Source organism: Bradyrhizobium sp. CB3481, assembly GCF_029714305.1.
In the GTDB taxonomy this organism is placed as follows: domain Bacteria; phylum Pseudomonadota; class Alphaproteobacteria; order Rhizobiales; family Xanthobacteraceae; genus Bradyrhizobium.
In genome coordinates this window covers 5,374,009-5,389,126 of the sequence record NZ_CP121647.1, presented here as the reverse complement: position 1 = coordinate 5,389,126, position 15,118 = coordinate 5,374,009, and the positions used below count along the sequence as shown (strand labels likewise).

At 57.0% G+C, this 15,118-nt stretch carries 9 protein-coding genes and 2 pseudogenes; 10 read left to right on the top strand and 1 reads right to left on the bottom strand.

Annotation, left to right across the window (positions count from 1 at the left end; translation table 11 throughout):
• Nucleotides 1-880: 880 nt before the first annotated feature.
• The 10 genes and pseudogenes from QA643_RS26240 (at nucleotide 881) to araD1 (ending at nucleotide 13,856) form a co-directional block, all read left to right on the top strand.
• The gene (locus QA643_RS26240) at nucleotides 881-1,990 is read left to right on the top strand and encodes an ABC transporter ATP-binding protein (RefSeq protein WP_283028683.1); all 1,110 of its coding nucleotides are present in this window, start codon (nucleotides 881-883) and stop codon (nucleotides 1,988-1,990) included.
• Between the two features lie 95 nt (nucleotides 1,991-2,085).
• Complete coding sequence (locus QA643_RS26235) at nucleotides 2,086-3,123, top strand: ABC transporter substrate-binding protein (protein ID WP_283028682.1); 1,038 nt, start codon at nucleotides 2,086-2,088, stop codon at nucleotides 3,121-3,123.
• The gene (locus QA643_RS26230; RefSeq protein ID WP_283028681.1) at nucleotides 3,123-4,910 is read left to right on the top strand and encodes an ABC transporter permease subunit; all 1,788 of its coding nucleotides are present in this window, start codon (nucleotides 3,123-3,125) and stop codon (nucleotides 4,908-4,910) included. The genes QA643_RS26235 and QA643_RS26230 overlap by 1 nt, the downstream gene beginning before the upstream one ends.
• 296 nt (nucleotides 4,911-5,206) lie before the next feature.
• Nucleotides 5,207-5,754 (top strand): annotated as a pseudogene (locus QA643_RS26225) (ATP-binding protein); the annotation flags it as partial.
• 726 nt (nucleotides 5,755-6,480) lie between these two features.
• On the top strand, nucleotides 6,481-7,053 hold the full coding sequence (locus QA643_RS26220) for a hypothetical protein (RefSeq protein WP_283028680.1): 573 nt from the start codon (nucleotides 6,481-6,483) through the stop codon (nucleotides 7,051-7,053).
• Between the two features lie 239 nt (nucleotides 7,054-7,292).
• Nucleotides 7,293-9,341, top strand: a complete 2,049-nt coding sequence (locus QA643_RS26215; RefSeq protein ID WP_283028679.1) for a DUF6259 domain-containing protein — start codon at nucleotides 7,293-7,295, stop codon at nucleotides 9,339-9,341.
• Nucleotides 9,342-9,438: 97 nt separating this feature from the next.
• Nucleotides 9,439-10,443 (top strand): aldo/keto reductase, encoded by a 1,005-nt coding sequence (locus QA643_RS26210; RefSeq protein ID WP_283028678.1) that lies wholly within the window; start codon nucleotides 9,439-9,441, stop codon nucleotides 10,441-10,443.
• 62 nt (nucleotides 10,444-10,505) lie between these two features.
• On the top strand, nucleotides 10,506-11,297 hold the full coding sequence (locus QA643_RS26205; RefSeq protein ID WP_283028677.1) for an amidohydrolase family protein: 792 nt from the start codon (nucleotides 10,506-10,508) through the stop codon (nucleotides 11,295-11,297).
• A gap of 49 nt (nucleotides 11,298-11,346) precedes the next feature.
• Nucleotides 11,347-12,855 carry an altronate dehydratase family protein gene (locus tag QA643_RS26200; protein WP_283028676.1) on the top strand — a complete coding sequence of 503 codons (1,509 nt, stop codon included), beginning with the start codon at nucleotides 11,347-11,349 and terminating at the stop codon, nucleotides 12,853-12,855.
• A 56-nt stretch (nucleotides 12,856-12,911) separates the two neighbouring features.
• The gene (gene araD1, locus QA643_RS26195) at nucleotides 12,912-13,856 is read left to right on the top strand and encodes an AraD1 family protein (RefSeq protein WP_283028675.1); all 945 of its coding nucleotides are present in this window, start codon (nucleotides 12,912-12,914) and stop codon (nucleotides 13,854-13,856) included.
• Between the two features lie 269 nt (nucleotides 13,857-14,125).
• Here araD1 and QA643_RS26190 read toward each other — a convergent pair.
• Nucleotides 14,126-15,052: pseudogene (locus QA643_RS26190) on the bottom strand (IS3 family transposase); the annotation flags it as partial.
• Between the last annotated feature and the right edge of the window lie 66 nt (nucleotides 15,053-15,118).

Genomic DNA, 15,118 nt, shown 5'->3' with positions numbered 1-15,118 from the left:
ACGCACCCTAATAGAGATGAGTTTGGCGCCGGCGGTCTTCGCCGGACGCTTGCCACCTTGAGATCTATCGTTTTTTCACAGGTACTATCTTCACTAGTTCGGACTGACGCGAGCGGCGGGCATGCTCGATGGTCGCTGCCGAAATCAGTACAAAGCGCTCCTTATTTGCAGAAATGCTGCAATCACGGGCCGGTTTTCACGGTTCTTCGGTCCACTGTTCCTTGTATTCTCAACAACACGGATGAACGCGGCACTAAGCATCCACGATGCCGCGAGCGTTGGGGGGCACGTTGAACACGCCTGAAGGCAATATCACCATCGAGCCAACCGGCCGACCGCTTGGGACGGAGGTGTGCGGCCTCGACTTATTGCTACCCCTCGACGAGTGTCCGTCAGGCGTGGCTCCAGCATGTCGTGCTCATTTTTTGAGAGCGGAATGTGACCTATGCGGACGTTTTGGCATTCACCCGTCGCTTCGGCGAACTGGATGTGATCAAGGTCTGCGACTGCGATCGTGCCGAATTGCTCCCCGCAATCGACGGGGTGTCGAATCTCATTGTCCACGCTCAGCCGATCGAACCCATGAAGGCGGTCTCGCGATATTCAGGTGGTCGATCTTACTTGGCCATCTTCCATTATGGCTCGCGCCGGCGAGCGCCGCTCGCAAAGGCAGGCAGCAGACGCCATTCGCGCAGACCGTCGCTTTGCGAGAGGGTGCGTCATGGAGGTCTTGCGAGCCCGTGAGGTGCTCTTCGCGCCGGCCGGACAGTAGCTCCCATAGGAACTGCGCGGCTTGCGCGTGCTCGGAAGTGAGGAGGCTCGGAACTCTATGCAACTAACTTCAACGCGTCGGAATTCGGCATCCAAGGATGATCCCTCATTGATTGTCAGCACCGAAGAACTTTGCGGGGTGGGCAAGAGCATCCAGATACGGCGGGCCACGAAGAGTTTCGGCGCCGTCGCCGCAATGAAAGACGTGACGCTAGATGTTGCCCCAGGGGAGTTCCTGACATTGCTGGGGCCCAGTGGCTCCGGGAAAACGACAACGATGATGGCGATTGCTGGTTTCACTGATTTGGAGTTCGGCGAGATCGTCATCGACGGAGCGCGTGTTGACCGTCTTCCGCCCAATCTGCGCAACATCGGGGTCGTGTTCCAGCACCTGGCACTCTTTCCCCATATGTCGGTCGCCGACAACGTCGCCTTTCCCCTCAAAATGCGGGGTATGCCGGCGCACCAGGTTCGAGCGCGTGTTCAGCGTGCATTGGATCTCGTTGAGTTATCATCTCTCGGTGCGCGGCTGCCAGCCCAGCTGAGCGGCGGGCAGCAGCAACGCGTTGCGTTCGCCCGCGCGGTCGTGTTCGACCCGCCGGTCCTTTTGCTCGACGAACCTCTGGGAGCGCTCGATCGAAAGTTGCGTGAGAGCATGCAGGCTGAACTCAAATCCCTGCAGAAACGACTTGGCGTAACCACGCTCATGGTTACTCACGACCAAGGGGAGGCGCTGGCCATCTCAGATCGGATCGCAGTGATGAATCATGGCCAGATAGAGCAGATTGGTTCTCCCGAGGATCTTTATGAGGATCCTGCTACGCTTTTCGTGGCCGATTTTGTGGGCGCTTCGAACCACATCGTGGGGACGGTTCGCAGCGTCTCGGGAGACATCTGCACGATCATCACCTCTGGTGGAGTCGAGTGCGTTGGCCAAGTCCGCCAGGTTCGCGATACGAGTGTTGTCACCATGGTGGTTCGCCCCGAACGTGTCCTCTTGGGGCAGGAAGCACTAGATGCTGAGAATCGGCATAGTGGAGTTATTGAGACAGTGACGTATGTCGGTGACACTGTCAGGTATTCAGTCCGTATATCGGCGTCCGACGTACTACTGACGAACGTTCAGAATGCCAGAGGTCGGCCGCGGCTGAGCGTTGGAGATGCCGTGACCGTTGGCTGGAACTCGGAAGACTCCATTGTTTTCGTGCCAGTGAAATAAGACAGAAAGACTGCAGGACAGAGCCAGGGGAGGGGATCATGGTAGCCCAATTAACTAGACGATCATTCGGTGCTAGGTTCGGAGCCGCCGCAGCCATGGGAGTGCTTGGCAAAGCAAATGCCCAAACCTCAGGCGCAGTCGTTGTCTGTTCATATGGCGGCCAAGTTCAAGATGCGCTGCGAAAAGCTGCGTTCGAGCCGTTTGAACGCACAACAGGGATCAAGGTTGTCGAGGCGACGGGACCCTCACCCGCAAAACTCCGCGCGATGAGCATGAGTAACAATATCGAGTGGGACGTTGTGCAGATTTTCGCTCCGGACTTCCTGGCTCTCGCGAACGGCAATCTTCTCGAGAAGATTAACTATAACGCTCTCGACGGGCGGACCATGTCGCAAATCAATAAGCAGTTTGTGCACCCGTTTGGGGTCGGGGCTGCGACCTATTCCCTGGTAATTGCCTTCAACACAAAATATTACCCCATCGGCAAGCACCCACGAACTTGGTCTGACGTTTGGGACGTGCAGAAATTCCCCGGACCGAGAATCTTACCCGCCGCAACGTCCGCCAGCCCGCCAAACGAGTGTGCGTTGCTGGCTGACGGAGTTCTGCCTCAACATCTCTATCCGCTCGATCTCGAACGATCTTATCGCGGCTTATCTAAAATCAAGCCGCACGTTCTAAAATGGTCCAGCGGCGGCGCGATGGCGCCCCAAGCACTTGCGGATGGGGAAGCCCACATCGGATTTGCCTCGCAAGGACGCATCGCCCAGCTCAAATTGCAAGGAGCGGCGGTCGACTTTGAGTGGAACCAAGGGTTTTACACGGCAGACTTCTGGGCCATTCCTAAGGGCGCGAAGAACGTCGGCAATGCGCTGAAATTCATAGAATTCGTATCGCGACCCGAGCCTGTAGTGGAATGGATAAGGTTAATGGGCGGGGGCTCCCCGGTGAACGCCGAATCTTTGAATCTGATGACGCCTGAGCTAGCAAAGCAGACCGTGACGTACCCTGATAACCTCAAGCAGCAAATATGGCTTGATGCTGAGTGGTGGGCGAAAAAGGTCGACGGAAAAACCAACAAAGACCGCAATATAGAAATGTGGAACACGTGGCTGCAAACTGGGAATCCGTGATGAAGGCGAGAGCTGCGAACTTCAAAGCCCAGGTTGATATTAAGACCGTTGCCGCTGAGTTTCTTGATCGCCACGGGGCCCTGCTGCTCGTTTTTCCAGCGCTGGGTTTGTTAGGCACTGTTTACGGCGCGCCTCTTTTCAAGCTGCTCATGACCAGCTTCGGTGCGGACGGCTGGTCCTTGCACAACTACAGGGAAGTGCTGCGCGATGCATACATGTGGAAAGTGCTTCTTGGCACAGTCCGATTGGGCGTTGAGGTAACTGCCCTGTGTCTTTTACTAGGTTATCCGGTTGCTTACCTAATGATCAGGTCCAGCCCACGCTGGGCTCAGATCCTCGCGATTCTTGTGATACTCCCTGTGTGGACCAGCACGCTCGTGCGAGCGTACGTGTGGATGGTGCTGCTCGGTCGGAACGGGCTGATCAATCAGGGCCTGATCAGTAGCGGACTGATCGCGGAACCTCTACAGCTCTTATATAATCGATTTGGAGTGTACGTCGGCATGGTTCACGTCATGCTGCCGTGCATGGTCCTACCGCTATTTACTGCCATGAAGCGAGTCGATCTGCGGCTAGTCGATGCCGCGAGAAGCGCTGGTGCCGGTGCATTTGCAGCTTTCGTGTTGGCCTTCGTCCCTCTCACCATGCCCGGCATTGCGGCGGGGTCGCTTCTCGTCTTCATCTTGAGCCTTGGTTTCTTCGTCACGCCCGCATTGCTCGGGGGCGATGGTGACGTGACATTCGTTATGCTCATCGATCGCCAGGTCAACGAGGTCCTCAACTGGGAGCTCGCAGCAGCAATGGCTGTAATCCTGCTGGTCGCGACCCTGATGTTGGTCACTTTGTACTGGAGGCTCGTCGATGGCTCGGGGCAGGGAGGATCTGCTCCTCATAAAGGAAAGCCGAGCCGTGTCGTGCGTTTTGCAACAAGCGTGCTTGGTCGATCTCTCCCAATATTTGGTTCGCGTTTGCCCGTCAGCAATCTCATTGCACCGGTGCTGGGCTGGACTGTGATCGTGTTTCTGATTGCGCCAATCACAATACTGTTTCCACTTAGCTTGAGTGCATCACAGTTCCTACAATTTCCGCCAGCCGGTTTATCGTTGCAATGGTTCCTGAACTACTTCAGTCGAGCCGATTGGTCAGCAGCTACTTGGGTGAGCATACAGGTTGCGACGCTCACCATGGTTATTGCAACGCCGCTGGGAATTTGCGCGGCTATCGGGCTGGTACGAGCACGCTTTATTGGCTCACGTGCTCTTATGGGCTTTTTGATCTCACCCTCGATCGTTCCTACCTTAGTTATTGCCGTCGCGATCTACTTCCAGTTCGCCAGGCTACATCTCATAGGGTCTATTGTTGGGCTTCTGCTCGCACACTTGGTGTTGGCCATCCCTATGGTCATCATAGTCGTTTCAGGAGCTCTGCGCAGTGTTGATACGCGGCTGGAGCAGGCAGCCCGTAGCCTGGGCGCTACTCCAGTCACCGCATTTGTAAGGATAACCCTCCCTGCGATTAAGCCCGGCATTTTGACCGCGGCGCTGTTCGCTTTTCTTGCATCGTTTGATGAGCTGGTGCTCGCGCTATTTCTGAGCGGTACGACGGCAACCACGCTGCCGAAGCGGATGTGGGATGGGGTCCGCTTCGAAATCGACCCAACCATCGCTGCTGTTTCAACGCTGATGATCCTGGTCTCAATTCTCCTGTTGGCGGGGGCCCAATTCGCGTCACTCAGATCTCGCCGCGTAGGCAGCGCCGGCAGCGAGAGCAGGGTTGCGCCGCTGTGAATAAGTGAACCCGGTTGGGCGCGGACCTAACTCAATGACCTCGCCGACTATGTTCCATCTAGCGCCCGAGAGCCTAAAATGAATCGCTTAAGGTCGCGGCCATGCATGAGATAAGTTCGTCGAGGAAACAAGCGGAGCAGGGGCTCTTGGGGGCGGATTGGACTTGACGGCTCTTCAACTGGAGGAGCTTGTCCGGCGGGCTTCTCTTGGGATGCTGCAACGCGAGATCTAATTGCACGCTTCTCTTGCTAGCTCGCTCCTTACAAGGATTTCTCGCAGGAGACTGAGCAGAGAAGCTGCGCCTGCCCGGCGTGAAAACGATCTCACCCGGGCAAGGAAGGCTGTGCCTGCCGCCCGATTCCTCCCGGCCCTTGCGGAGCACGAAGCCGCCGATCGTACCCGCCGTCGCATCGAGCGGCACACGGCGGAAGCGCGTTTGCCCGCCGGCAAGACGCTCGCCACATTCGACTCGTGCCGATGCTGTCAAAGGCACAGGTGACAGCCATCGCTGTCGGCGACGTCTGGTTGAGAACCTGCGCCAATCTGCTGCTGTCCGGTCCGCTCGGCGAGGACAAGACCCATCTCGACGCAGCGATAGGCCTGGCTCTCGTCGAGGACGGGTTGGCGCGTTCTCTTCGCACGCACGATCGATCTGGTGCACGGGCTGCAGGTGGCCCGGCGCAAGCTGGCGCTGGAGATCGCGAAACTCGACCGCTGCGACCTCATGATCCTCGACGATATCACATGTGCGAGCAAGGGTCAGGCGGAGACCAGCGCACTGTTCGAGCTGATCGCCGCCCGCTACGAGCGAAGCCCGCTGCTGATCACGGCCAATCAGCCGTTTCGGCGAGCTGGCGCGGTCCAAGCCGGCCGCCGGTTCACGCCACTCCAAACGAACTCGACAATGCGGTGATTGACGCTGCCAATGCCGTTTTATTGTCGCGCAAACCCGCGGCCAGCGTCAATTCTTGCCCTGACTCGGCCGCCTCGTCTCATGTTGATTGACGCGCCGCACACCTCCTGTTTGTCGCGTCATAAGATGCCTTGCTCATCTCGTCGTGCAAGGAGCGGCGTGGAAAAGCGTCGCACGTGCGCTCTTCGTGCAGAATTTCGGCAAACGTCGCCAATTTTCGCTGTCCCTATGCGCAGATGGGTTTTTACACTCCTCATCGATAGACAGCTTAAGGCTGCGCACAGGCAGGGTGTTTCACCCGTTTAAGAGATCGATGACGTGTTGGAGGTACTGTTGCAGCGCATGGCGGACGCGGTTCGCCTGGCTACGCGATCGCGTAGGGTGGCGCCCCTCATCGGTGGCCGGGACCTCCCCTCTCCGTCGCACGACACGTCTTGCATCTTGGTACCGACAATGGCGACAGGGCATCTTCATAGCGCGCGTGCACATCGGCCAGGTCAAAGCCGATCATCTACCACAATCCGCAGGAGGTACCAAATGCGTTGCAAGCACGCGCTCGTTGTTGCTGTTCTTGCGAGCTGTGCGGCGTTTTCACCGACCGCGGCCCAGGACAACGGTCAGGTAGTCGTTTGCGCGGGCGGAGGCCACCGAGATGTCATGCGGAATGCCATTTTCAAGCCGTCAGAGAAGGAAACTGGAATCAAGGTCATTGGAGCGGTTGGACCCGCGATGCCCACTGTGCGCGCCATGGTCAACACCGGAGGCCCGGAGTGCGATGTGGTGGAGGCGTTGCCAGGAGACTTCGAGCAACTGTCTAGCAAGGGCATGTTTGAACGGCTCGACCGCACCGCAATGGATGGAAGGCTTCTTGCAGAGTTTTCGAAGGACGATCCTCAACCCTTCGGAGTCGATGGATTAGGTATTCGACGGCCATTGCCTTCAATACCAACAAATATACGAAAGCGAACGCGCCGAGGAGCTGGGCCGACGTATGGAACATTAAGCACTTTGCGGGGCCTCGCATTCTGTATGCGTGGCGCATTTATTCTCCCGATTGAGATTGCACTGGCTGACGGCGTCGCTCCGGATCAGCTCTATCCACTCGACTTCAGGCGAGCCTATGCGGCGCTCTCGCGCATCAACTCGAACTTCGTAACGTGGGCGAGCTCGGCAGCTCTGCAGGTAGAAGTGCCCAATTCCGGCGAGTTACCAAAAGAGGCGGCAAGCTGAAGGACAGCAAATGTCGCTGCTGGATAGGAAAAAGAAGCACATTGTTGATCGGCCCTTTCCATCAGGGCTCTAGCGCGACTCGCTGGTTAACATCCCCGGAACAAACCCAGTAAACGGAACCCAAGCCTATGATGCGATCTGATCCTGCTGCAATTCATTGGTTGCACGCGAGGGCTCTAGAGGTAGCTGTTAACACGGAAACTGGGGCAATAGTCGCGATGCGGCACGGTGATTGGGCTGTGCTCAACCGTGCCGAACTCGGACGGTCCTTCCGTCTGCTGGTGCCCGCGGCCGACCGGCGAGCGAATTTCGTCGACGGCCGACAGCAAGGCGCACCCACTTGCTCGATCAGCGACGACGGGCGCACGGTCACGACCGTATGGGACAGTGTGGTGGACGAGCATGGCGCCACACACCCCATCGCCGTGCGGACCCAGATCACGGCACACGAAGACCGAATCGTCTTCGGCATCGAACTGGACAACACCAGCGACCTGGTCGTCGAGAACGTCTACTTCCCTCAGTTGGGCGACATCCGGCCGGCACCCAGCGGCCGGCTTGAGGCATTCACCTACAGTACCATCGGCTTTGGCCGCACTCGATCCAGCATATGGCCCACCTTCCGGAATGAAGCCGGTTACTGGGGTGTTAATCATCCCACCTTGCACTGCGGTTCAAATACCAGCTTCGTTCCCATCAACCCTTCGATGCCGTGGATGTTGCTCGAAGATGGCTCTATGGGCCTCTACGTCGGCGTTGACGAGCCATCGGTCGAGCCGGTGACTTGGTTCGCCGAATTGCTGCCTGGCTACGACGACTCAATCAGTTGGCGGACACCCGCCGGTGCGCGGGCACCCGCCGGCGAGGAAATTGGCGGGCATACAGTGGCTGTCCACTTTGCCGCGGTACATCTGCCATACCTCGCAGCCGGCGAGCGACGGGCCCTCACCCCCATCGCAGTGGCTGCATTTACGGGCGATTGGCATGCGGGTATCGACCGATACACGCAGCGGCGCGCCGCCTGGGGCATGCCCAGCGCACGCCCCCCGTCCTGGGCCTGCGAGCCCCACTCTTGGCTGCAACTGCAACTCAACTCGCAGGAAAGGGAGCGGCGAATCAGCTTCGCCGAGTTGCCCGAGATCGCCGCCGAATGCGCCAAGCACGGCGTCCGCGCGATTCAAGTAGTCGGCTGGACCGAAGGCGGCCAAGACGGAAACATCCCCTCCCACGATCCGGATCCGCAACTCGGAGGAGCCGAAGGGCTGCGCGCTGCGATCGCAGGGTGCCAGCAGCATGGCTTGAAGGTTGTGCTGTACACGAAATTCACCTGGGCCGACCGGACCACCGAAAGGTTCCGTCATGAGTTGATCAACCACGCAGTGAAAGACCCCTACGGCGATTACTATCTATTCAATGGGTACCGCTACCAGACCATCACCCAGTTGCTCGACATCAATGTCAAACGGCTGGTGCCAATGTGCTTCCTTAGCGAGCGTTACCTGCAGATCTGCCAGGAGGAATTCGCCGCACTCGTTGAGTTCGGCGCGGACGGGATGCTCTACGACGAGGCGATGTGGCACGGGTCCGTGGTGTGCTTCGACGAGTCCCATCAGCACCGGCCAGGCGCGCCAGTATACGCCAATGACCGAGAATTCGTCTCTCGGCTCCGCCATACACCTGGCTTATCGGACGACTTTCTGTTCGCCTGTGAGGCTCCCTACGACTGGGAGTGGGAGGCCTACCAACTCGGTTATCACCGAAGCTCAGATCCGGAGCACTTACCGATCAGCAGATACCTGCGGCCCGACGCGCTTTTGATGACCGCCGTGATCGGATTCAACGACCGTAACATGATCAATCAATGCCTGTTATACCGCTATGTAATCAGCTACGAGCCATTCAACTTCAAGGGCCGTCTCTCCGACGCGCCGGACACCGTAGCGTACGGCCAGCGCATGGACCAACTGCGGGCCGAGCTGCGTGAATGGGTCTGGGACGCTACCTTCATCGACACGGTCGGAGTCACCGTGCGTAGATCCAACGGAGCGGCTCACCATCCGTATGCCGCATTCCGGCACCGTGACGGGCGGACCGCCGTGGTGGTGGCCAACTACTCCGACGAGCCTATTGATAGGCTTTCGGTACGCATCGATGGCCAACATCTGCCGATGCAGTATCGGCTGGTCGATTACCCGGAATGGCACCCCGTTAACGACAAGTTGGTAATCCCGCCGCGATCGGCTGCGGTCCTCATTCCGTTCACGGCCATCCCATCCCCCACTGACTGAACGCCCACGAGGATCGACAGACTGCTTGGCGCGTCAAGCTTTTATCGAGAGGAGTGGGTGATGATGATCTCCGATCAAAATAATTCTGGGAGAAAGCATGTCGGACGCAAACTATCGAAAAGTGGGGAGGACCGGGCTTAAGGTCACCCAGTTCGGCCTGGGAGGCACAGGTCTCGGATCCTTGTATCGACCCGTGAATAATCACGATGCCGAGGCGACGCTTAGTCAAGCTTGGAAGGATGGCATTCGTTTTTTTGACACTGCACCAATGTATGGCTATGGCCAAAGCGAGCGCAGGATAGGCGACTTTTTGCGCGAAAAATCGGGGGACGATTATGTTCTTTCAACAAAAGTTGGCCGCTTGCTAGAGCCCGGATCACGTGATCTCGATACAGACCCTTTCAAATCGCCGTTTAATTTTACCGCTCGCTTTGACTACAGTTATGATGCGACCAAGCGGTCCCTCGAAGACAGCCTCCAACGTTTGGGGCTTCCATGCGTTGATATTGTCCTAATTCACGATATTGGGACTGACACCCACGGTCCTGAGATGCAGCCCAATGTTTATCGCTCCGCGATGGACGGCGCCTACCGGGCCCTTCACGATTTGCGTAGCGTCGGCGTGATTAAGGCGATCGGGCTCGGCGTTAACGAATGGCATGTGTGTTTGGATGCCATGCGGGATGGCGACTTTGACTGCTTTCTTCTTGCCGGACGTTACACACTGTTGGAACAGTCTGCGCTCGATGTCTTCTTGCCAAAATGCATTGAAACTGGTGCCTCCGTGTTTCTCGGCGGCGTCTTCAACTCGGGGATCCTCGTTGATCCAGCAGTTCCAAACGCAACCTTCAACTACAAACCAGCAAGTGAAAAACTCCGATCCAAAGCACTTTCGATCCAAGCAGTTTGTAAAGAACACGGCGTGAGTCTTCCGGCGGCTTCCTTGGCATTGCCGCTTCGCCATCCCGCCGTTGCCTCAATATTATCGGGCGCCTCTCGACCGTCAGAAATTGAGCAGATCACGGCGTGGCTGCACCAAAAAATCCCGGAATCGCTCTGGGATGACCTCAAAGCTGCTGGCTTGTTGGATGGTCTGGCATGATGGCGACTCGAATTGATGCACACCACCATTTCTGGCGCCCAACGCGGGGGGATTATGCTTGGATGGCCCCCGATGTTGGGTCAATTATAGTTGATTTTATGCCTGTCCATTTAGAGCCTCATCTTGCAAAGCATGGCATCGAAGCGACCGTCCTCGTACAATGTACTGATACAGAAGCCGAGACTCATTTTATCCTAGACGTAGCTAAATCAACTCAATTCGTGGCAGCCGTTGTTGGATGGACCGACTTATTGCAGCCAGATGCGCCAGCTCGAATAAGCTCGCTAGCTCGATCGCAAAAGCTTGTTGGGTTGAGACCGATGGTACAATGGCTTCCTGATGGTTGGCTTCTCCAACCAGCGTTGGCACCCGCTATCGCTTGTATGATTGAACTCGGTCTCACGTTTGATGCACTCGTCTACCCTCATCAACTCAGCGATCTTCGTCGATTTCTTGATCGCTATCCTGATCTTTGTACTGTCATTGATCACGGGGGTAAACCACAAATTCGAGAGAAAAAGTTTGAGCCATGGGCAAGTGAGATCGGCTCCATCGCTAAAGAGACCGATGCGTTCTGCAAGCTGTCTGGCCTCATTACGGAGGCAGGTCCTCATTGGGATGTCGAGCAACTACGCCCTTACGTTGAGCATCTTGTGGATCGTTTCGGGCCTGCGCGACTGATGTGGGGAAGTGACTGGCCTGTATCCGTTTTGGCCGGAGGTTATGATCCTTGGGCAAGGGCCACTGACACTCTACTAGTTGAACTGCCCCCTGGAGATCGAGCGGAAATCGAAGGAAACACCGCTCGCCGCTTCTACCATTTGGAAGGGCCTAGCCAAGTAGACCAAATTTGAAGGTCTGAACCTACTCTGATTCATAAGGCCCATAGAACTGGGGAAAGCTATGAACGATCGATCTTATCTCGTCCTGTCGGACGATGACAATGTTGCCGTCGCAACCCAACAATTGGTGGCCGGTACAACTGTTGGTTCGGTTGAGTTGCTGGCAAATATTCCTCGTGGGCACAAGTTTGCGACGCGAACTATTTCTGCCGGGGATCCTATTTTCAAATATGGTCAGATCATCGGCTTCGCGACGGAAGCAATTGAAGCCGGCAATCATGTTCATGGCCACAATGTCCGCCCGACAGAGTCAACCGATACGCGCCGTGCTGTGATCGGTCGTGCTACCATCGTCAACAACGTCAATGACCGAACCTTCATGGGTTACCAGCGTGCCAACGGTTGTTGGGGCACGAGGAACTTCATTGGCGTTATGACTTCTGTAAATTGCGCCGGCACAGTTGCGAAGTTGATCGCCGACGAGGCGTCCAAGCAGATTGACCTGGCTGGAATGCCGATCGACGGCATTGCGGCCTTCCCACACACTACAGGATGCGGCATGTCGGATCGTGGCTCTGGGTATGAGCTACTTCGGAGAACGCTTGAAGGCTACCTCATTCACCCGAATTTTGGCGGAATCCTGATGGTTGGACTTGGCTGTGAACAGATGCAGATCACGCGACTGTTCAGCGAGTGTGGGCTTGAGCAATGTTCGACATTGCGATTCTTAACGATCCAGGGTGAGGGTGGTACGCGCGCGACTATTGATGCGGGTGTGAGGCTGGTTAGGGAAATGCTGCCGTGCGCGACCAAAGCTAAGCGCGAGCCTGCGCCAATTGGTAAACTCTCCGTTGCCCTTCAGTGTGGTGGTTCGGACGCCTATTCAGGCATCACCGCCAACCCGGCACTTGGATATGCAGTGGATCTTCTATCCTCCGCCGGAGCAAACGCAATCTTGACGGAGACACCGGAAATTTTCGGAGCTGAGCATATCCTGGCGGCCCGTGCGCGTACGCCCGAGGTCGCTGATAAACTCTACCGCAAGTTGGCTTGGTGGGAAGACTATACTCGCTTCTTCGGAAATAGCTTGAACAATAACCCTTCGCCGGGCAACAAGGCCGGCGGCTTGACAACTATTATGGAGAAATCACTGGGTGCAGTAGCAAAAGGCGGGACCTGCCAACTTGAGGATGTGGTCGAATACGCACAGCGGCCGTCTCGAAAAGGCTTGATCTTCATGGATGGTCCGGGATTCGATCCTTGCTCGGCCACTGGACAGATAGCTAGCGGAGCGAACGTGCTTTGTTTCACCACTGGACGTGGGTCCGCATTTGGCTGCAAGCCGGTGCCTTCCATCAAACTGGCTTCCAACTCGGCGCTTTTTTCGAACATGCGCGACGATATGGATATCAACTGCGGCGACATTGTTGAAGGCACGTCGATCCAAGCGAAAGGTGTAGAAATCTTTGAGAACATAATAGCGGTGGCCTCCGGTCGGAAAACTAAATCTGAATTGCTTGGCTACGGCGACCTGGAATTCATCCCTTGGCAACTTCATGCGGTGCTCTGATTGGAGTTATCTTCGTGCGTCTTTTTCAGTTTGTAGACACAGACGGGAGTCGTGCGGTGGGCGTGATCAAGGAGGGGGATGGCCCCCGCCGACTCAACGGCCTCGCTACCACTCGCGAACTTGCGCTTGAGGCTCACCGACACCGGATGGGAGTTGAGGCCTTGGTTGATCAATTAGGTGTGGGCGCGACCATTGCATACGACCGGATTATCTCTGAAAAGAGGCTTCTTGTGCCGCTAGACCACCCGGACCCAGCGCATTGCGTTCTTGCGATCACTGGATTGACACATCTTGGTAGCGCCAAGTCACGGGATGCAATGCATGCGAAGCTACAAGTCGATGATCCTTCCGATAGCCTGAAGATGTTCAAGCTCGGTATCGATGGCGGTAAGCCACTATCTGGTACCATAGGCGCGCAGCCGGAATGGGCATACAAGGGGGATGGTGCCTGGATTGTGCACCCTGAGCAGAAAGTTTCGATCCCGTGCTACGCTGACGATATGGGCGAGGAAGCTGAAATCGTCGGACTCTACGTGATTGCGGACAACGGTGATGTACTGCGACTTGGTTTCGCCTTGGGCAATGAGTTTTCTGATCACGTAATGGAACGGAAAAACTATCTCTATTTGGCTCACTCAAAGCTTCGACAGTGCTCTTTCGGCCCGGAACTTCGCGTCGGCGATCTTCCGGCCTCGATAGAAGGAAAGGTGTCCATTTCGCGCGGCGCAACCGAAATTTGGGGAGCGTCCTTTCTGACGGGAGAAAGCGAGATGTGCCATTCCATAGCAAATTTGGAACACCACCATTTCAAATACCGCCCTTTCCGGCGCCCTGGCGACGTCCATGTTTATTTTTTAGGGGCCGACGTGTTGAGCTTCGGGGATTGTAAGATTCTGTCTGGCGACGTGACGGAAGTATCGGGTCCGGGGTTCGGAACTCCCCTTCGCAACATCCTTATATCGGATCAGACGACACCAGAGGTGATAGTGACGCAACTATAAGAGACGCCCGCACCTACTCTCTGATTTGTCTCGGTTATCCGACTCAGGGGCCTTGCCGTATATTGTGGGTTCGGAGAGGAAGAGCCTTCACCTCAGTATCTGCGATGGTCGGCTCTACTCCTTCTGCAACGTTGCAGTCGCGGTTTCTCAGCGGAGCGGGCGCTGCGAATCAAAAAATGAATCCCAGGCAGTGACGAATAAGGTCCATAAACGCGTCCAACTCGCCAAAGCGGCTAGAAGGCGAGACCGACTGAGCTGCCACTGAACTTTCATCCAGCGGCGGTTAGAGTGTCGGTGGTTTGTACGCCAAGTGGCGCGGGTGGAGCAACGGACGATCGGCGGAGCTGGTCGGGGTTGCGCAGCCGATCGTCCGTTGCGGTGAGGTGGGCGGCATAGGCCGCGGGGTGAGGTATTTCAGCGACGAGTGAGGCCGACGGATATTGTAGTCGGCGACCCAGTTGGCGATCTTGGCGCGGGCGTCATCGAGATCGAAGAACAGGGTCTCGTTGAGCAGTTCATCGCGCATTCGGCCATTAAAACTCTCGATGAAGCCGTTCTGCATCGGCTTTCCCGGCGCGATAAAGTGCCAATCGATGACTGTGTCCTTGCTCCAGGCGAGCATGGCGTTGCAGGTGAACTCGGTGCCATGGTCAGACACGATCATTCCTGGCTTGCGGCGTCGCTCGACGATTGCCGTCAGTTCGCGGGCCACGCGCCGTCCCGAGATCGACGTCTCTGGAATGGCGCCTAGGCATTCCTTGGTGACGTCGTCGACGATGTTGAGGATGCGGAAGCGCCGGCCGTTGGCGAACTGGTCGTGAACGAAGTCCAGCGACCAGCGGGCATTGGGCTTAGCCTCCACCAGGATCGGAGCCCGGGTCCCCACGGCCTTGCGGCGGGCTCGTCGCTTGCGGACGGTGAGCCCTTCTTCCCGATAAAGCCGGTAGATCCGGTAGATCCCCGACGGTTCGCCCTCCCGCCGCAGCAAGACGAACAGCCGGCGATACCCGAAACGCCGCCGCTCGTTGGCGAGATCGCGCAATCGGCCCACGCAGAGCCGTGTCTGCAGGGCGGCTGGAGCTGTAGCGGATCATCTTCCGATCCGCGCCGACGATCGAACAGGCTCGCCGTTCCGACAGGCTCATGACGGCCTGCAGATGCGCGACCGCAGCGCGCTTAGCGGCGGGCCCTACCATTAGACTGTATGTCTCCTCCACAAAATGAGGGTGGACCGGGCAGAGCCTCAAACAAGGAGGGCGAGT

Excerpts from the sequence above, each read along its gene's own strand:
- QA643_RS26200 (WP_283028676.1), top strand. The coding sequence starts at position 11,347 with ATGAACGATCGATCTTATCTCGTCCTGTCGGACGATGACAATGTTGCC.
- QA643_RS26210 (WP_283028678.1), top strand. The coding sequence starts at position 9,439 with ATGTCGGACGCAAACTATCGAAAAGTGGGGAGGACCGGGCTTAAGGTC.
- QA643_RS26205 (WP_283028677.1), top strand. The coding sequence starts at position 10,506 with ATGGCCCCCGATGTTGGGTCAATTATAGTTGATTTTATGCCTGTCCAT.
- QA643_RS26235 (WP_283028682.1), top strand. The coding sequence starts at position 2,086 with ATGGGAGTGCTTGGCAAAGCAAATGCCCAAACCTCAGGCGCAGTCGTT.
- QA643_RS26230 (WP_283028681.1), top strand. The coding sequence starts at position 3,123 with ATGAAGGCGAGAGCTGCGAACTTCAAAGCCCAGGTTGATATTAAGACC.
- QA643_RS26220 (WP_283028680.1), top strand. The coding sequence starts at position 6,481 with ATGCGGAATGCCATTTTCAAGCCGTCAGAGAAGGAAACTGGAATCAAG.